We start from the raw sequence: 19,788 nt of genomic DNA, 5'->3' as shown, positions 1-19,788 counted from the left end.
GGAGGGATACCATGATTCAGTTTACAAAAGCACAAATTACGCAGCTGCAAAAGAAAAGGGAACTTTGGCCTGAAGCAATCAGTCAGTTAAAAGAGGAAGTAAGTGAGGTAATGGCAGAGCCGGTTCTTGTTCCCAAGACCGGAATAGCAAACTGGTTTCTCTATTATTACTGTCCCAAATGCTCGGTTCAGCTGGAATTTAACAGAATGAACGGGCATTACCATAAATGCCCGGCCTGTGGTCAGGCTTTTACAGGGGAGCCTTATGACAGTACCTGGTGGGGAATCATAAACTCCAGAAATTATACCACTGCATTTAAAATGGGACTCTTATACCTCGTTACCAAAGAGGAAACTTATGCAAAAAAGGCAATCTCCATTATGACAGAATATTCCAAATATTACAAAGATTATGAGGTACATGGAGATATCCCTTACAATGGTCCTGGAAAATCAGGGGCTCAGACTCTTGATGAGGCCAATTTTCTCAGAAGCTTTGCTATGACCTATGACCTTTTATCCGATGTAATGACGAAGGCAGAGCAGACTTTTATCCGGGATGGCATGCTGCTTCCAGGTGCAGAATTTCTCATGGAGCATCGCCATAATCAGCTGCATAATCATGAGGTAATTATTAATTCTGCCATAGCCATTATCGGGCTGATTTTTCATATGGATTCGTATGTTAAATTTGCCGTTTATGAGCCGTATGGCCTTCTTTATCAGCTGGAACATGGAATGCTTCAGAACCATATGTGGTTTGAAGGGGCATTTGGTTACCATTTTTATGCGTTAACCAGTTTTTTTGCATATGAAAAGTTTGCGCTGCATACTCCGCACAGCCATATCAGTCATCCCAATTATAAGGCTATGATGGAGTTATTAGTGGATTATTTAGAGCCGGGATTCCGGATTCCAATGTTAAATGATACAAACTACGGACATACATCTTCCAGTCTCTATCTCTATGAGTTTGCCTATCGTGAGATCGGAGGGGAGAAACTGCTGTATATTTTAAACGAATTATATAAAAACGAGAAGCGGGACAATGTGGAAGCTTTTATCTATGGTGTGGATGAGTTAACCCCATGCGTCCATTTGTCTGAAAATTATCATGTAGAAGAAGGACTCAGCGGTAATACCATTTTAAGAGGTGCCAATGGCCGGTATCTGCTGTTTAAGCATGACAGCTATGGCGGGGAGCACGATCATTACGACCGGCTGGACATCAGTTATCTGGCTTATGGAAAGCGGATCTCCCCCGACCTTGGTACCACCGGATATGGTGCCTTACTGCATTACGATTATTATAAAAATACAGGGTCTCACAACACCGTGATGATCGGGGAAGAAAATCAGGCACCGGTAAACGCGGTCTTAAAGCGGTATGAGGAACTGGATGGGGTAATTTATGCAGAAGCACAAGCAGACTGGACCGCTCCTTATACCATGCCTGACAGCTATACCATTGTTCAGTGGAAGGAAGAACATTACAGATCTGTTAAAATGACAAGAAAAATTGCCTGGACGGATGATTATTTTGCAGAAGTTTTTCTGGTAACAGGAGCAGATCCTGATTTAGCCATTGACTGGGTTATGCATGTTTCGGGAGAGAATATTTTAGCGTTTAACGGACGGCCAGCGGAAGGTTTTTCGGTAAAAAAACCATATAGGCATCTTCATTCCATTAAAGAGATCAAATCAGACAGTCCGATCGTAACTGCTTATCAGGATGGGGAAGTGACGACTCATATATTTGGTTATGGATTTGGTCAGACTGTATATAGCGCAAAAGGTCCGGATAATCCTTCGATATCGGATATTAACTACAGGATTGAGCGCTCTTTTGGTGGAGAGGCGATGTTTGCTCATGTAATTACCAGCAGCGATGGTGCCTGCAAAGTGGGCGCTGTGTCTTTTGAAGCATTAAATGGAAGTATGATGATTCATGTAAAGGAGGCAGACGGAAGAGAAAGGAAATTATTCGTATGATTGACTATGGCATCGAGTTTCACAATGTGGATCATTTGGAAGAAGTGGAAGGAATGGGAGGAAAGAAGCTTTGCCGCTTTCCCCGCGATTTAAGCCGAAGCCTGGGAGTGGCGGAAAACAGGAACGCCAGATTCCGGGCAGACAGGGTCCATGGCTGTGAGCTGCGGTTTGCAACGGAGTCCAAATACTTTGATGTTGCGCTGACAGCAGTGGAGCAGGATATTGATGTGCTCATTTACAAAGGGGACTTACTCCATAAAAAAGAAGTACTAAAGGCCGGGGTATGCACCGTACTTCATGTGGAGGAACCTCCTGTCTATGAGATTGTAAGTAAAGATATGCTGACAGGAAAACAATTTGCTCCATGGATCTGGCGGATTCAGTTCGGAATGAATGGGGCCGTCTATTTCCACTACATTGACACTTATGAAAGCACCTTAAGACCTCCGAATAAGGATGAAAAACCAGCTGTTTTATGGGCTGCTTATGGATCCTCCATTACATGCGGCAGTGTAACGAACCTGTATTCTAACAGTTACATAAACCAGGCAGCGGTGACAGCGGGCTGGGATGTGATCAACAAAGGTCTTTCTGGCTCCTGTTTATGCGAGAAGGAAGTAGCTGACTATCTGGCAGAGCTTACTGCAGATGTACTTTCTGTGGAAATTGGTGTGAATATGGTACTGTTTTTTGAGGAGGAAGAAACCAGTAAACGGGTGGGATATCTTTTGGAGACTTTAAAGAAAAGCCCGGCCAGAGATATTTTTGTAATTGATATGTTTCCCAACAAAGGACTCATCGCACTGGATCAGGATTCTACCTACTATCGGCATTACCGCAGTTTTAAGGAAATTGTAAGTCAGGCGGCATTAAAAGTGGGAGATCATAGATTTCATCTGATTAAAGGAGAAGAGATATTAAAGGATTTCACCTATTTGAGCACGGATCTGCTTCACCCTTCTGATAACGGTCATATACGTATGGGGGCGAACCTGGCAGACCAATTGACAGGAAAGAGATAAGGAGTTTTTTAAAATGAAAGAGCAGTATGATGTAATCGTGGCAGGAGGAGGTCCGTCAGGTGTGGCAGCGGCCATAGCAGCCTCCAGAAATGGCTGTAATACGTTATTAATTGAGCAGGAAGCCTATCTGGGCGGTATGGCAACGTTGGCCGGTGTACCCGCATTTGGTCCTTTTACAAATGGGGAACAGGATTTAATTGGAGGTATTGGACGGGAAATTTTAGAGGAGTTAAAAAAAGACGGATATAAAAGTCCCTTTTATGACCGGAAGCCAGACCGCATAGAGGGAATAGACTGGTATTCCATCGATCCGGAGCATTTAAAACGGGTCATGGATGATCTGGTAACGGACAGCGGCTGTGATGTGCTGTTTCATACAACAGTCACAGAAGCCAGATTTAAAGATGGAAAAATTGAAGAAGTCAGAGTCTACAACAAGGGGGGATATAAATGGATCCAGGCGGACTATTTTATCGATTGTACCGGGGATGGGGATTTGGCTGCAATGGCAGGAGCAATATGGGAATATGGAGATGAGGAAGGCAGAGTACAGTCAGGGACACTCTGTTTCCGTGTGGCTAATATCGATGTGAAACGATTTATGGAATATGTGGATAAAGAAGGGGAAAACGGGAATCTTTCGGTTGCTTCGGAAAAAGCAAAAAAAGACGGACGTTTTCCGTTAAATGAGACGAAGGTAGGGGGGATGTCTTTACAGGCAGATGGAATAGCAGGCTTAAATTTCGGTCATGTGTACGATTTGAAGCCTCTGGACCCGTGGAACAAAAGCCAGGCTGAAATGGAAGCCAGAAGAAACTTACCAGAGCTCATAACGTTTTTAAGGGAATACGTCCCGGGAATGGAGAAATGTGTGCTGGCTTCCAGCGGTCCCTGCCTTGGGATACGGGAATCAAGAAGAATAAAGGGCGGCTATACACTAACAAAAGAGGATTATTTAAACAGAGCCGATTTTCCCGATGCAATTGCTTACTATTCCTATCCAATCGACATTCATGCAGCGCTGCCTGAAAAAAGCGGAAAGAATGAGAAACTTTATCAGACCTCCAAGTATAAGAATGGCGAATGCTATGGAATTCCATACCGTTGTTTAATCCCGCAAGGGCTTAAGAATTTAGCTGTCGCAGGACGGATCATCAGTGCGGATCGGGCAATGATGTCATCCATACGGATTATGAGTCCGTGTTTTGCTACCGGACAGGCGGCAGGCACGGCTGCCGCACTTGGTATAAAAGCGGGAGGAATTGACCTTGATGATATCGATACTGACATATTAAGAAAATGGTTAAGGGAACAAAAATTTCCTGCATAAGACTTAAATATAAAGTCTCAGCCTATATAAGCAGCGTTTTATAAAGTCCCATAAATAGGCAATAGAAAATCCCCCTTGTTATACTTGGTCGGTACCGGGGGATTTCTATCTTTTTATAGGCCAACCCCTTGTATTGGGGCGGTTGTTCCTTTTGTATTTCTAATATGGCATATCTGGAGAGGCATTTCAAGCCTATTCTTCCTTAACTGGTGCGCTTGAAGTGGTGTCAAACTGAAAAAAAGAAGACAATCCAGAATATTCCGGAAGTCCTCTTTTTCCTTGTAAATCAAAGGTTTAAGCAGATAACGGGAATCGGACCCGCCTCCTCAGCTTGGGAAGCTGATGTTCTACCAATGAACTATATCTGCATGCTATTGTTTGACACATTCCGTATTATATCACAAAAGACTGGATTATTTCAATAGGTTTTTCTGGAAATTGGTAAAAAATTCCCCATGAACTTGCCAAAAATGGAAAAACCATTGTATAATGGGATTTGATAATACAAGATGTGGAGGAGTAACATGGCGAAAACGCAGTATAATGCGGATAGTATTACCGTGCTGGAAGGCCTTGAGGCGGTACGGAAACGTCCGGGAATGTATATAGGAAGTGTTGGGACAAAGGGACTGAATCATCTGATTTATGAGATTGTTGATAATGCAGTGGACGAGCATCTGGCTGGCTTCTGCAATCAGATCTGGGTGACACTGGAGGCTGACGGGTCCTGTACAGTTAAAGACTCCGGCCGCGGAATTCCGGTTGAGATGCATAAGAAAGGTGTTTCGGCGGAACGAGTGGTTTTATCTACACTTCATGCCGGCGGTAAGTTTGACAATGATGCGTACAAAACCAGCGGAGGGCTTCACGGTGTAGGTTCTTCCGTAGTGAATGCCTTGTCTGATTACATGAGTGTCAAAGTATATAAGGATGGTCTGATTCATTACGACAAATACGAGCGGGGCATACCAACGGTGGAGCTGGTGGATGGCCTGCTTCCCACGTTGGGAAAAACCAGAGAGACAGGAACGGAAATCAATTTCCTTCCTGATGAGACTATATTTGAAAAAATACGTTTCAAGGCAGAATGGCTGAAAAGCCGTCTCCACGAAACGGCATACTTAAACCCCAATCTTCATATCTCTTATTCCAACAAAAGACCCGGAGAAGAGGAGAAGGTGGAATTTTATGAGCCGGAAGGAATCGTCGCTTACGTAAAGGAATTAAACGCTGGAAAAGAAGCCGTTCATGATCCGGTGTATTTTAAGGGAATTGTTGATAAGGTTGAAGTGGAAGCTGCCATTCAGTTTGTAGATACATTTGAGGAAAATATACTTGGTTTCTGCAACAATATTTTTACCCAGGAGGGCGGCACCCATTTAGCTGGTTTTAAAACCCGTTTTACCCAGCTGATTAACAGCTATGCCAGAGAACTTGGTATATTAAAAGAAAAGGACACCAATTTTACCGGGGCAGATACAAGAAACGGCTTGACGGCAGTAATTGCAGTTAAGCATCCCGATCCTATCTTTGAAGGACAGACAAAAACAAAGCTTGCAAGTGCGGACGCCACAAAGGCAGTATTTACGGTTGCAGGAGATGAACTGCAGCGGTATTTTGACCGTAACTTAGAAGTGCTTAAATCCGTTATAAGCTGTGCGGAAAAGTCAGCCAAGATCCGTAAAGCGGAAGAAAAAGCCAAGACAAATATGCTCAGCAAGTCAAGATTTTCGTTTGACAGCAACGGGAAACTGGCTAACTGCGAGAGCAGGGATGCATCCAGGTGCGAAATATTCATTGTTGAGGGAGATTCGGCGGGCGGTTCTGCCAAGACAGCCAGAAACAGACAGTATCAGGCGATACTGCCCATCCGCGGTAAAATATTAAATGTAGAAAAGGCCTCCATTGATAAGGTGTTGGCCAATGCCGAGATCAAGACGATGATTAATACTTTTGGATGCGGATTTTCTGAGGGCTATGGCAATGACTTTGATATTACAAAGCTTCGTTACGATAAAATTATTCTTATGACGGATGCCGATGTGGATGGCAGCCATATTGATACCCTGCTGTTAACCTTTTTGTATCGTTTTATGCCGGAATTAATTTACGACGGTCATGTCTACATTGCTATGCCGCCGCTGTTTAAAGTGATTCCGAAACGCGGAGAAGAACAGTACCTTTATGATGAAAAGGAATTGGAGCGTTACAGAAGAACACATACCGGCGAGTTTACCCTTCAGCGTTATAAAGGTCTTGGTGAGATGGATGCAGAGCAGCTTTGGGAGACGACTCTGGATCCGGAACACCGCGTTTTGAAACAGGTGGAGATTGAAGATGCACGTATGGCCTCAGAAATAACGGAAATGCTCATGGGAAGTGATGTACTTCCAAGACGGCAGTTTATTTATGAGCATGCGGATGAAGCGGAGATTGATGCGTAAGGAGAAGGAATATGGCAGAAAAAATTATTAAAACAGAATATTCCGAGGAAATGCAGAAAAGCTACATGAACTACTCCATGAGTGTCATTACGGCAAGAGCTATCCCGGATGCGAGAGACGGATTAAAACCGGTGCAGCGCCGTGTGCTTTACGATATGAGCGAACTGCATTTAAATCATGATAAGCCCCACAGAAAATCAGCACGTATCGTAGGCGATACCATGGGTAAATATCACCCCCACGGCGACAGTTCCATCTACGAAACGCTGGTTGTGATGTCTCAGGTATTTAAAAAAGGAGTTCCGCTGGTAAATGGTCATGGAAACTTTGGTTCCATAGAAGGAGACGGAGCAGCGGCCATGCGATATACGGAGGCAAGGCTGGAAAAATTTGCCGAAGAGGTTTATTTAAAAGATCTGGATAAAACCGTGGAGTTTATTCCCAACTATGATGAAACGGAAAAAGAACCGGAGGTACTTCCTGTAAGAGTCCCCAATCTGCTGATAAATGGGGCAGAGGGAATTGCAGTTGGAATGAGCACCAGCATTCCTCCTCATAATTTAGGAGAAGTGGTGGATGCAGTTCAGGCATATATTGATAATCCGGATATTTCCACAGCCGAGCTGATGGAATACCTGCCGGGACCTGATTTCCCAACAGGCGGTATTATAGCAAATAAGAGCGATCTTCCCGCTATTTATGAAACCGGAATGGGGAAAATCAAGCTTCGGGGAAAAATAGAGGTGGAGCTTGGAAAACGAAAAGCAGATAAGGACAAGCTGATCATTACCGAGATTCCATATACCATGATTGGAGCCGGGATTAATAAGTTCCTTATGGATATTGCCGACCTGGTTGAAAACAAAAAGCTTACAGATGTAATCGATATTTCCAATCAGTCTAATAAAGAAGGAATCCGGATTGTTCTGGAACTTCGTAAGGATGCCGATGTAGAGAAAATACGTAATATCCTGTATAAAAAGACAAAGCTGGAAGACACCTATGGCGTTAATATGCTTGCAATTGCAGATGGGCGCCCGGAGATCCTGAATTTAAAAGGAATTCTGAAAAATTATCTGGACTTCCAGTATGCCAATGCTACCAGAAAATATAAGGTTCTTCTGGATAAAGAGCTGGAAAAGAAAGAAATCAAGGAAGGACTTATAAAGGCCTGCGATATTATCGATTTAATTATAGCGGTATTAAGAGGTTCGAAAAACTTAAAAGATGCTAAAAACTGCCTGATGACAGGTGATATTTCAAACATATCTTTCCGGGCTAAGGGATTTGAAGAGGACGCCAGAAAGTTATGCTTTACTGAAAAACAGGCAAGTGCGATTCTTGAAATGCGGTTATATAAGCTGATCGGCTTAGAGATTCTTCAGCTGGAAAAGGAATTTAAGGAAACTCTGGCAAAGATCAGGGAGTATGAAAAGATCCTCTCAAGCAGAAAGAACATGGATGAGGTCATTAAAAAGGATCTGGATTATATTAAGGCAGAATACGGCACACCAAGAAAAACCCTGATTGAAGATGGAAAGGAAGCTGTCTATGATGAAGCAGCCGTAACCGTTTCAGAAGTGACCTTTGTTATGGACAGGTTCGGATACTGTAAGGTATTGGATAAAAATACTTATGACAGAAACAAAGAAACCATTGAAACAGAGAATCCTTTTGTGGTAAACTGTCTGAATACGGATAAGATCTGTATCTTCACCAATACAGGGAATTTACACCAGATAAAAGTATTGGATATGCCAGGAGGGAAGCTTCGGGATAAGGGAACTCCCATTGACAATTTAAGTAAATTTGACGGAACAAAGGAAGAGATTATCTATTTATCCCATGCAGGCGGATTAAAAGGGAAGAAGTTCCTGTTTGCAACCAGGCAGGCTTTGATTAAGATGGTGCCTGGAGAAGAATTTGAAACCAATAACCGGACAGTAGCTGCAACAAGGCTGTTAGATGATGATGTGCTGATTTGTGTGCTGCCATACGAGGGAGAGACAGATACTGTCCTTCAGACCTCTTCCGGAGTATTCCTGCGTTTTTCTTCAGAGGAGATTCCTGAGATGAAAAAGAATGCCAGAGGTGTGAGAGGAATTAAACTTTCTCCAGGTGAGAGTCTGGAAGCTGTCTATCTGCCGGGAGACGAACCGGTTATACGATACAAAGAAAAGGAAGTACATTTAAACCGATTAAAAATAGGAAAACGAGATGGAAAAGGCAGCAAGGTTCGCCTTTAGTGCTTTACTGCAACATACATTTTCAAGAAATGTCTTTCCGGTGCGTACAAATGTATTTTTCTGACGAATAAATATTGATTTTTTTTTCACTTTGTTATAGGATAGTTAGGAATTTAGCGTATTATAGTATTACAAAATGAAAAGAAATGAGGAGAAAGCGATGGAAAAGAAGTTGCGAGTTGGTATATTGGGAGCTACCGGTATGGTTGGACAGAGATTTATATCTCTGCTTGAGAATCACCCATGGTATGAGGTGGTGACTGTGGCAGCCAGCCCCCGTTCAGCTGGAAAGTCATACGAAGAGGCAGTTGGAGACCGTTGGAAGATGACAACTCCCATGCCGGAAGCAGTGAAACACTTAACAGTCATGAATGTGAATGAGGTTGATAAAGTCGCAGCAGGTGTGGACTTTGTATTCAGCGCAGTTGACATGACGAAAGATGAGATTAAAGCCATAGAAGAAGCTTATGCCAAAACCGAGACACCGGTTGTTTCCAATAACAGCGCCCATAGATGGACGCCTGATGTGCCTATGGTAATTCCTGAGATCAATCCCCAGCATTTTGAAATTATAAAAGACCAGAGAAAGCGCCTGGGTACAGAGCGTGGATTCATTGCAGTAAAACCCAACTGTTCCATTCAAAGCTATGCACCGGTGCTGACTGCATGGAAAGAGTTTGAACCTTATGAGGTGGTAGCTACCACTTATCAGGCTATTTCAGGAGCAGGAAAGACCTTTAAAGACTGGCCGGAGATGGAAGGAAACATTATTCCTTATATCGGCGGCGAGGAAGAAAAGAGCGAGCAGGAGCCGCTTCGTTTATGGGGAACCATGGAAAATGGTGAGATTGTAAAAGCGAAGGAACCGGTAATCACCTGCCAGTGCATCCGTGTTCCCGTTCTTAATGGCCATACTGCAGCAGTTTTCGTAAAATTCCGCAAGCAGCCTGCAAAAGAAGAGTTAATAGACCGCTTGGTGAACTTTAAGGGGCTTCCCCAGGAACTTGATCTTCCAAGTGCACCAAAGCAGTTCATTCAGTATTTGGAAGAAGATAACCGCCCCCAGGTAGCCCTTGATGTGGATTTTGAAAACGGAATGGGAGTTTCTGTGGGCCGGTTAAGAACAGATTCTGTGTATGATTATAAATTTATCGGCTTGTCCCACAATACCGTTCGCGGGGCAGCCGGCGGCGCAGTACTCAGCGCAGAGCTTTTGACTGCTAAAGGGTACATCAAAGCCAGAGATTAACTGGATTATGAGGCTCTCTCTGTCCAGGGGGGAGACTTTATAAAATAGGTATATGGAGGAAGTAAGATGGCATACAAAAAAGAACTTTGGGGAAACATGCCGGATGGCAGAGAGGTGTATTTATATACACTGGTAAATGAAAACAGAGTCTCTGCTTCATTTACAAATCTGGGTGCAGTCTGGGTAACCATGAATGTGCCTGATCGGAACGGAAAGGAGACGGATGTGGTATTAGGGTATGATCGTGTATCTGATTATCTGCTCAACCCGCCTCACTTCGGAGCTCCCATTGGAAGAAATGCCAACCGCATTGCTGGTGCAAAGTTTACGATTAATGGGAAGGAATACAAGCTGGCAGCCAATAACAGCACCAATAACTTACACAGCGGTCCGGACCTTTACCATTCACGTCTGTGGGACAGTGAGGCTGAGGAGAGTGAATTTGGAACCAGTGTGAGCTTTTCCCTGTTTTCACCTGATGGAGATCAGGGATATCCCGGCAATGCGAATATTACCATAACGTATACCCTGACCCCCGAAGACAGCTTGAAAATTGATTACCACATGATTTGTGATGAGGATACAGTGGCAAACTTTACCAACCATAGTTATTTCAACCTGGATGGACATGATGGCGGAAGTGCATTAAAGCAGCGTGTATGGATTGATGCCGATACTTATACAAGAGCGGATGAAATTTCGATTCCTACAGGAGAATTGACTCCGGTAAAGGGCACTCCCATGGATTTCACTGTCATGAAATCAATTGAACAGGATATCAGTAAAGATTATGAAGCACTTGTTTTCGGAAACGGATATGACCACAACTGGGTGCTGAATCATCCGTTAAAGGAACTGGCGTTATGTGCAGCTGCTGAATCAGATAAGACCGGAATCAGAATGGAAGTGTACACAGATCTTCCCGGAATGCAGTTTTATACGGCCAACTTTTTAACAGACCAGATGCCTGGCAAGGGAGGTGCGGTTTACAGCAAACGCTGCTGTTACTGTTTTGAAACCCAGTATTATCCTAATGCGGTCAACACTCCTTCATTTCCTTCCCCCATTTTAAAGGCAGGGCAGGAATATCAGACAACTACAATCTATAAATTCACCACAATCTAGTAAAGAATTGATATGAAATCAGGGACGCAGATTACTGCGCCCCTGTACGCTTGTGAAAGGACATTTTTACATACTTATGAATAAAGCCAATGAAAAAGGAATAAAAACTCTTTCAGTCATGGGACTGGTTGTCACCACAATTATATGGGGAAGTGCCTTTGTTGTGATGAAAAATTCGGTGGATGTCATATCACCAACTTATCTGCTGGCACTGCGATTTACCATTGCGTTTGCAGCACTTGCTGCGGTATTTTGGAAGCGGTTAAGAAAAGCAGGAAAAGCAGATGTTTTATGCGGAGTAGTTTTGGGCTTTTTTTTGTTTATCAGTTATTTCTTTCAGACCTATGGACTGAAATATACAACTGCCAGCAAAAATGCTTTTATAACTACGTTATATGTCATTCTCGTCCCATTTTTACATTGGCTTTTTAATAAGAAAAAACCTGCAAAAAATAATGTGGGAGCAGCAGTTATGGCAGTCATCGGACTGGGGTTCATTTCCCTGGAGGGTGATTTAAGAGTGAATGTGGGTGATCTTTTGACTCTTGTGTGCGGGATATTTTTTGCCTTCCACATCGTCTTTGTTGACCGGTATACAGAAACCCATGATCCCATTATACTGACAGTGATGCAGATGGCTGTTGCGGCAGGATTAAGCTGGGTGGCTGCACCATTTCTGGAGGGAAGACTGGATCTGTCTGTAATAGATCATTCTATGGCTGCCAGTCTTCTTTATCTTGGTATTTTCAGCACAATGATCTGTTTCCTGCTTCAGAATATGGGGCAGAAGCATCTGAGCCCCAATACTTCTTCCATTATTCTATCCTTTGAGTCGGTATTTGGCCTGTTGTTCTCCGTCTTTTTGCTGGGAGAACCGGTAACATTAAAATTGCTGACAGGCTGCGCTTTACTGTTTCTGTCTGTTATCCTGTCGGAATACAGAAAACGAACTCCCGCTGATTAAGTTTCAGTGGGGGTTTTTACTTTTTGTACTGACATAAGATAAAACACTCCTTTGCGTTAATGTAATAGAATTTTAAGTAAATTGTTAACCATTGTACCATTGATATTAAAATTTATCAATGTTATAATAAATTTTGATATGCCTTTTGGTGAGAGTTGTCAGAAATATTTGCTATTCATAAATTTTAATGGTATAATAGAGCGGTTACTATCACAAAGCAGTAGGGAGTTATATGTCAAAATCGTTATACATTGCAGAAAAACCAAGTGTGGCTCAGGAGTTCGCAAATGCGCTTAAGATAAACGGAAAACGCAGCAACGGATACATGGAAGCTGACCAGGTGATTATAACCTGGTGCGTGGGACATCTGGTCACTATGAGTTATCCGGAAAGCTATGATCCAAGATATAAGCGATGGAGTTTATCCACCCTGCCGTTTCTTCCCAAAGAATTCAAATATGAAGTAATTCCCAGCGCAGCCAGGCAGTTTGAAATTGTGAGCGGTCTGTTAAACCGCCCGGATGTGGATACAATCTATGTCTGTACTGACTCCGGAAGAGAAGGAGAATACATATACAGGCTTGTTGCCCAGATGGCAGGGGTGAACAATAAAAAGCAGAAGAGAGTCTGGATTGATTCCCAGACGGAAGAGGAAATTCTAAGAGGCATAAGGGAGGCGAAGGATGAGGCAGAATATGATAATCTTTCTGCTTCCGCGTATTTGCGTGCAAAAGAAGATTATCTCATGGGAATTAATTTTTCACGTTTGCTTACACTAAGATACGGACAGCATATTTCAAATTATTTAAAGAGCGGGAAGAATACCGTTATTTCTGTTGGACGTGTCATGACCTGTGTCATGGGAATGGTGGTACGAAGAGAACGGGAGATCAGGGACTTTGTAAAGACACCGTTTTATCGTGTTATTGGTACCTTTGCCAAAGAAGATCTGGATTTTGACGGTGAATGGAAAAGTGCTCCGGGTTCTATGTTTTTTGAATCACCTTTTCTATATAAAGAGAATGGGTTTAAAGAAAGAAAGCATGCTGAGGCACTGATTGAGACACTTTCTGCAGCAGATCCCATGGAGGCAACGGTTGTATCGGTTGAGAAGAAAAAGGAAACCAAGAATCCGCCTCTGCTTTATAATCTGGCTGAACTTCAGAATGACTGTTCTAAGATGTTTAAGATCAGTCCTGATGAGACACTGAAGGTAGTTCAGGAGCTTTATGAGAAGAAGATGGTCACTTACCCAAGAACGGATGCCAGAGTTCTTTCCACAGCAGTAGCAAAAGAAATCTATAAAAACATCAGTGGATTAAAGGGATTTGAACCATTAAAAGAGGCGGCAGAAGAAGCGTTAAGCCGGGGAGCCTACAAAACAATTGATAAAACCAGATACGTCAATGATAAGCAGATTACGGACCATTATGCCATTATTCCTACTGGTCAGGGGCTTTCAGCTTTAAGAGGCTTAACACCCCTTGTGTCCAGGGTTTATGAAGTGATTGCAAGAAGGTTTTTAAGTATTTTCTATCCGCCTGCCATCTATCAGAAGTATGCTTTGGAGCTGGCTGCTGATAAAGAGCACTTTTATTCCAGCTTCCGGGTAATGCTGGAAGAGGGATATTTAAAAGTGGCAGATGTGTCCGCAGGTAAAAAGAAAGCAGAGGAAAAAGCTGACGAACCACTTCCTGACAGTGAAAATCAGGATGAGAATAATTCGGAAGTGTCTCAGAAGCAAATGGACAATCCAGCTTTTATTGCCATGCTTGGTTCATTAAAAAAGGGTATGCAGCTTCCCATTAAAAAGCTGATGATTAAAGAGGGAGAGACTTCGCCTCCTAAACGCTATACATCAGGATCCATGATTCTTGCCATGGAAAATGCGGGGCAGTTAATCGAGGATGAAGAGCTCCGTGCCCAGATTAAGGGAAGCGGGATAGGAACCAGTGCTACGAGAGCTGAGATTTTAAAAAAGCTGTTTCATATCGGCTATCTTTCCCTGAATACGAAAACCCAGATAATTCTGCCCACACTGTTAGGAGAGATGATCTATGATGTAGTGAACGCCTCCATTAAACAGCTTCTTAATCCGGAGCTGACAGCCAGCTGGGAAAAGGGATTAACCTATGTATCAGAGGGAAGCATAACCTCTGAAGAGTATATGCAGAAACTGGAGAATTTTGTTGCCGGACGTACCGCTTGGGTATTGAAGCTCAATAATCATTATGATTTACGTAATGTATTCGATGCTGCGGCAGCTAATTATAAAAAACAAAAATAGGAGATTATTAACATGAAAAAAGAAGATATGACAAACCAGGACTTATTTGATACCAATCATACAGTGGCCAAATTATTATTTGAGCAGACCACCTATCCGTGGGAAATCATTCCAAAGATCAGTGAATTTATCGTTTCCCTGGGAGAGCGTCTTCCAAAGGACGAATATGTTCATGTGGGAAAAGCAGTCTGGATTCATAAGTCTGTAAATCTTCCGCCGACAGCTTGTATGGGCGAGCATGTAATTATCTGCAAGAATGCACAGATCCGTCATTGCGCATTTATCAGAGGTAATGCAATCATCGGCGAAGGTGCAGTAGTAGGAAACTCTTCTGAAGTAAAGAATTCCATTCTTTTTGATGGAGTACAGGTTCCGCATTTTAACTATGTTGGAGATTCTATTTTAGGATATAAGTCTCATATGGGCGCATCTTCAATTGCATCCAATGTAAAAACAGACAAATCTCTTATTACCGTACATGCAGAAGATGGAGAAATCGAAACAGGTCTTAAGAAATTTGGTGCCATCCTTGGTGACTTTGCAGAAATTGGCTGCGGTGCTGTTTTAAATCCTGGTACAGTCATCGGACCAAAAGCAGATATCTATCCGCTTTCCTGTGTCAGAGGCTGTGTGGAAGGTAATTCCATCTACAAAAAACAGGGAGAAATTGTAGAAAAGAATATTACTGAGGAATAAATACGACATGAACGAAAATAAACATGCCCAGGCAGGAAATGGAAAATTCGGTTCGAGAATTGGATTCATTCTGGCCTCTGTTGGGTCAGCTGTCGGTATGGGAAACATCTGGATGTTTCCCTACCGGCTGGGACAGTATGGAGGCGCTGCTTTTTTACTGGTGTATTTTGGTTTTGTATTTTTATTTGGTCTGGTTGGTTTGTCCGGTGAGTTTGCGTTTGGAAGGCTCACCGGAACGGGCCCCATCGGCTCTTATGATTATGCTTTAAAGACGAGAGGAAAAAAAGGCGGTTCCTTTCTGGGAGCAGTCCCTTTAATAGGTTCATTTGGTATTGCCATTGGTTATGCAATTATAGTAGGCTGGGTTCTAAGGTATCTATGGGGTGCTTTGTCAGGTGCTGTTTTGAAAGAAGAGGCAGCACAATATTTTTCCCAGGCAACCGGGCATTATGGCAGCATACCATGGCATCTCCTTGTTGTTATAATTACGGTAGCTGTTCTGGCAGGAGGAGTATTAAAAGGGATTGAAAAAGTGAATGCAATCATGATGCCTGCTTTTTTTATCCTTTTTTTGCTGATTGCAGTCCGGGTGTTCTTTCTTCCCGGAGCTTTCGACGGATACAGATATCTCCTGGTGCCAAGGTGGGAACTTCTGTTAAAACCGGAAACCTGGGTTATGGCTATGGGACAGGCTTTCTTTTCTCTCTCCATTACTGGTTCGGGAATGGTAATTTACGGCAGCTATCTGGATAAAAAAGAGGATATACCAAAAGCAGCGGTTACCACTGCTTTATTAGATACCATTGCAGCTCTTTTGGCAGGTTTTGCCATTATTCCTGCCGTATTTGCGTTCCAGATGGACCCGGCAAGCGGTCCTCCGCTGATGTTCATAACTTTGCCAAAGGTATTTGCACAAATCCCCGCAGGCAGAGTTATAGCAGTATTGTTTTTCCTGTCAGTACTGTTTGCAGGAGTAACCTCACTGGTTAATATGTTTGAGGTATGCGCAGAAGCGCTTCAAACGCATCTGCGTTTTCCAAGAAAGACTGCTGTCGTTTTTGTAGGCGCTGTCGTATTCATCATAGGACTTTTTATTGAATATGAACCCTATATGGGAGCCTGGATGGATTATATTACTATCTATGTGGTGCCATTTGGTGCAGTTTTATGTTCTGTCATGATCTACTGGGTATTGAAAAAGGAAGAAATTCTGAACGAATTAAACTGTGGACGTGAGAAACCTCTTGGTTCTTATTTCATTTTTACTGCTAAATATCTCTATGTATTGCTTGCAGCCCTGGTATTAATATTAAGTATCGTATATAAAGGGATCGGCTGATATGAAGTACAGCCGCTAAAAAGCCCGGTATTTCCATGTCTTACAAGGACAGGAAGTACCGGGCTTTTTAGCAGATAATTTTATTTGGTACCGAAAATACGGTCACCAGCATCTCCAAGACCTGGGCAGATATACGCATTTTCATTTAACTGACGGTCTAAATGTCCTACGTAGATCTGAATATCCGGATGTGCCTCGTGTAGCCGTTTTAAGCCTTCCGGAGCAGCGATGATGGACATGAACTTGATGTGCTTACCGCCGTACTGCTTGATAAAGTCAACGGCTGCAATTGCAGAACCGCCGGTTGCAAGCATAGGATCAGTAACAACAATGGTTCTCTGCTCAATCGGGCTTGGAAGCTTGCAGTAATATTCATGGGGCTCATGAGTTTTTTCATCCCGATATAAACCAATATGTCCCACCTTGGCAGACGGTACAAGAGCCAGAATTCCGTTAACCATACCAAGACCTGCTCTGAGGATAGGAACAACTGCCATTTTTTTACCGGCAATCATGGGGGTCATACAGGTCTCTATAGGAGTCTCTACCTCCACATTCTGAAGAGGAAGATCCCTTAATGCCTCAAATCCCATCAGCATGGCGATTTCCTCAATCAGAGCACGGAACTCGTTGGTTCCGGTTCTCTTGTCTCGTAAAATTGAAATTTTATGCTGAATCAGCGGGTGGGTAAATACAGTTACATTGTCCATTAATAAATCCATAATAGTGTTAATCCTTTCTTTAATCTCTTGCAGTATCAGGAGTTTCAGGCAGTATCAGGTTCATAAAGACACCAATGATAACAGCAACAAAAAGACCTGAAATGTTTAATGTTACAGAGCCGATACTTACGTTAAGTCCTCCAAGCTGGGCAAGTCCCAGTCCGAATACGAGAATCAGGCCAACGATAGTTAAATTTCTGCTATGGGTAAAATCCAGATTTGATTCTGCCAGAGAACGAATGCCCACAGCTGCGATCATACCAAACAGCATAATTTCCACACCGCCTTTTACAGGACCAGGAATAGTCTGAAGAATTGCACCTACTTTTCCGAAAAGGCCCAGGACAATGGCGAATACGGCAGTCACACGAAGAAGCCTTGGGTTGTAGTTTTTGGTAGTTGCCAGAACACCTGTATTCTCTGAATAAGTAGTGTTGGCAGGGCCGCCCATAAATCCTGCAAGAAGGGTAGCAAGGCCATCGCCCATTAATGTACGGTGAAGTCCTGGATCTTTGAGGAAATCTTTTCCAACAACAGTTCCGTTGGTGGTGATGTCTCCAATGTGTTCCATAAATGTGACGCAGGCGATTGGCGCGATGGAAAGAATGGCACCTAAGCTGAATTTTGGAACAGACATAAATGTCACACCATTTAAGTCCTTTGTCACAAATGGGATATTAATCCATGATGCAGCGGAAATGGCTGAATAGTCCATATGGAAGATTCCCAATGCTCCTAATACAATACACAGAAGATAACCGGCTGCTATTCCGATGAGAATCGGAACCAGCTTGAAAAAACCATGTGCGAATATAGAACAGAGAATAACTACGAATAATGTAAATACCGCAATTCCCAGATTCAGCGCAATGGCAGGTGTTACACCGTCAGCCAGGCTTAAATTGCCGGTTGCATCGCTGATCGCCGTGCCAGCAAGGTTGATTCCGATGACTACGATTACCGGGCCGGTCACAACGGGAGGGAAAATCTTTTTGATTTTCTCAGCACCAATGGTGTAAGCGATGAAGGCGAAGATCAAATATACCAGACCGGCAAAAATAATTCCACCCTGTACTAAAGGTACGTTCTCAGGGATCACGGTTCCTTCCGGTCGGATAATAGCGGTAACCGCGGCCAGAAATGCGAAGGAAGAACCGAGAAACACAGGAACCTTAAATTTAGTACAGCAGTGGAATATTAAGGTGCCAACGCCTGCAGAGAATAGTGCCAGCGATGGATTGAGACCTGTCAGTAAGGGTACCAGCACAGTAGCGCCGAACATGGCGAAGAGGTGCTGAATGCTGAGCAGATAGTCTCGGGTTGTCAATTTTGCGTTGTTACTCATGATTATACCCCGTTTCTTTTTATTTTTCCGTCCTATTTTATCAGAGAAAGGGATAAATGGCAACTATTTTTGTTATTTTGTCTCAGGAGTATATTCAATTAACGCAAAATCCCCCAAGGCATGAGCGACGGGAATGGAGACTATAATGACTCCCTGATCCTCATAGCTAAAGGATTCTGGAAACTCAGCAGTTCCTTTTTCACGCTGTTCTGATGAAAAATCAGCATTTTGAAAAATTTTGGTATATGTCTCTTTGTCCATATCGGACCGCGCGTTCATCAAAGCCTCATTAAGCTCGGAAGATGTGTTGTAAAACTTACACTGGTCAGAGAGCACATATTCGGCCAGCAGTTTAGGATCCACATAATCCGTCAGCCTGATATTCCTGGCTGTTTTTAAATCAATTACGCTGGTGTAATAAACATTGGCAGGGTGTGCAGCTCCGTCAGCAGAAAACATACCTGTGTAAGCAACACTGATTCGGTTCCTGTCAGCAGAGATAATATCTGCACTGACAGTAAGACTGTCTTTTGATGGGTCAACAGAATAAGTTTTGATGATTTCCAGCGCATTGTCTTTTAACAGGTTGTTGACAGCTTCTAATTTAGATTCATCTGCCGATTGTGTAAGGACCGGATATTCGATGGTCACCTTGTCATTCTTATAGACATAAATTGAGGTGGCTACACCTGACTTGGGGTCTGTGCTTAAACTTTGTGTGCTTTCGGATTCGTTCTGAACTTCTATGACAGACGAATCGGAGACCGCAGTTATTTCTCTGCCTTCAGTTGTCTGAGTGTCTGGCAGATCTGCCTTCACATAATTTCGGTGACTGCACCCATAAAGAGACAATGCGGATAGAAGTGCAGCCATTAGCATGATACGACGTTTCGTAAAATCACCTCTGATCGATTATAGTTTCTTATGACAGTATATCATAATGCGGGCAGTGTTTCCTAGAATATAATGTAAAATTAAGGAAATTGTAGGAAAAATATGGGGACAAAGAGAAAGGACTCCGCAAAACC

Annotated in this window: 14 protein-coding genes and 1 tRNA gene; 11 read left to right on the top strand and 4 right to left on the bottom strand. The window is 43.0% G+C overall.

Going from position 1 to position 19,788, the window contains the following annotated elements; all coding sequences use genetic code 11:
• Positions 1–11: 11 nt before the first annotated feature.
• From DS742_RS21735 to DS742_RS21725, 3 genes are read left to right on the top strand one after another with little or no spacing between them, the layout of a single operon-like run.
• On the top strand, positions 12–1,991 hold the full coding sequence (locus DS742_RS21735) for a heparinase II/III domain-containing protein (protein WP_117419058.1): 1,980 nt from the start codon (positions 12–14) through the stop codon (positions 1,989–1,991).
• Positions 1,988–3,013 (top strand): SGNH/GDSL hydrolase family protein, encoded by a 1,026-nt coding sequence (locus tag DS742_RS21730; RefSeq protein ID WP_117419057.1) that lies wholly within the window; start codon positions 1,988–1,990, stop codon positions 3,011–3,013. The genes DS742_RS21735 and DS742_RS21730 overlap by 4 nt, the downstream gene beginning before the upstream one ends.
• 13 nt (positions 3,014–3,026) lie before the next feature.
• Positions 3,027–4,343 carry an FAD-dependent oxidoreductase gene (locus DS742_RS21725; RefSeq protein WP_117419056.1) on the top strand — a complete coding sequence of 439 codons (1,317 nt, stop codon included), beginning with the start codon at positions 3,027–3,029 and terminating at the stop codon, positions 4,341–4,343.
• Between the two features lie 297 nt (positions 4,344–4,640).
• Here DS742_RS21725 and DS742_RS21720 read toward each other — a convergent pair.
• A tRNA-Gly gene (locus DS742_RS21720) sits at positions 4,641–4,711 on the bottom strand.
• Between the two features lie 156 nt (positions 4,712–4,867).
• Between DS742_RS21720 and DS742_RS21715 the strand changes: the two genes are divergently transcribed.
• The 8 genes from DS742_RS21715 (at position 4,868) to DS742_RS21680 (ending at position 16,693) form a co-directional block, all read left to right on the top strand.
• Positions 4,868–6,787, top strand: a complete 1,920-nt coding sequence (locus DS742_RS21715) for a DNA gyrase/topoisomerase IV subunit B (RefSeq protein ID WP_117419055.1) — start codon at positions 4,868–4,870, stop codon at positions 6,785–6,787.
• Positions 6,788–6,798: 11 nt separating this feature from the next.
• Positions 6,799–9,033: a DNA gyrase/topoisomerase IV subunit A gene (locus DS742_RS21710; RefSeq protein WP_117419054.1), complete on the top strand. Its 2,235-nt coding sequence runs from the start codon at positions 6,799–6,801 to the stop codon at positions 9,031–9,033.
• Between the two features lie 160 nt (positions 9,034–9,193).
• Complete coding sequence (asd, locus tag DS742_RS21705) at positions 9,194–10,282, top strand: aspartate-semialdehyde dehydrogenase (protein WP_117419053.1); 1,089 nt, start codon at positions 9,194–9,196, stop codon at positions 10,280–10,282.
• Between the two features lie 66 nt (positions 10,283–10,348).
• Positions 10,349–11,407 (top strand): aldose epimerase family protein, encoded by a 1,059-nt coding sequence (locus DS742_RS21700; protein WP_117419052.1) that lies wholly within the window; start codon positions 10,349–10,351, stop codon positions 11,405–11,407.
• A gap of 76 nt (positions 11,408–11,483) precedes the next feature.
• Positions 11,484–12,371 (top strand): DMT family transporter, encoded by an 888-nt coding sequence (locus DS742_RS21695; protein WP_117419051.1) that lies wholly within the window; start codon positions 11,484–11,486, stop codon positions 12,369–12,371.
• Between the two features lie 232 nt (positions 12,372–12,603).
• A complete protein-coding gene (locus DS742_RS21690; RefSeq protein WP_117419050.1) occupies positions 12,604–14,658 on the top strand; it encodes a DNA topoisomerase in 2,055 nt (684 codons plus the stop codon).
• A 12-nt stretch (positions 14,659–14,670) separates the two neighbouring features.
• Positions 14,671–15,354, top strand: coding sequence for an LbetaH domain-containing protein (locus DS742_RS21685; protein WP_117419049.1), 684 nt, complete (start codon positions 14,671–14,673; stop codon positions 15,352–15,354).
• Positions 15,355–15,361: 7 nt separating this feature from the next.
• Positions 15,362–16,693 carry a sodium-dependent transporter gene (locus DS742_RS21680; RefSeq protein WP_117419048.1) on the top strand — a complete coding sequence of 444 codons (1,332 nt, stop codon included), beginning with the start codon at positions 15,362–15,364 and terminating at the stop codon, positions 16,691–16,693.
• 80 nt (positions 16,694–16,773) lie between these two features.
• Here DS742_RS21680 and upp read toward each other — a convergent pair whose 3' ends face one another.
• From upp to DS742_RS21665, 3 genes are all read right to left on the bottom strand, one after another.
• On the bottom strand, positions 16,774–17,403 hold the full coding sequence (gene upp, locus DS742_RS21675; protein WP_117419074.1) for a uracil phosphoribosyltransferase: 630 nt from the start codon (positions 17,401–17,403) through the stop codon (positions 16,774–16,776).
• A gap of 31 nt (positions 17,404–17,434) precedes the next feature.
• Positions 17,435–18,760 carry a uracil-xanthine permease family protein gene (locus DS742_RS21670; RefSeq protein WP_117419047.1) on the bottom strand — a complete coding sequence of 442 codons (1,326 nt, stop codon included), beginning with the start codon at positions 18,758–18,760 and terminating at the stop codon, positions 17,435–17,437.
• A gap of 72 nt (positions 18,761–18,832) precedes the next feature.
• Positions 18,833–19,639, bottom strand: a complete 807-nt coding sequence (locus tag DS742_RS21665; protein ID WP_147325841.1) for a polysaccharide deacetylase family protein — start codon at positions 19,637–19,639, stop codon at positions 18,833–18,835.
• Between the last annotated feature and the right edge of the window lie 149 nt (positions 19,640–19,788).

Source organism: Lacrimispora amygdalina, assembly GCF_003432035.1.
GTDB lineage: Bacteria > Bacillota > Clostridia > Lachnospirales > Lachnospiraceae > Lacrimispora > Lacrimispora amygdalina.
The sequence above is the reverse complement of the archived record's forward strand: the minus strand, read 5'-3'. Positions and strand labels throughout refer to the sequence as shown.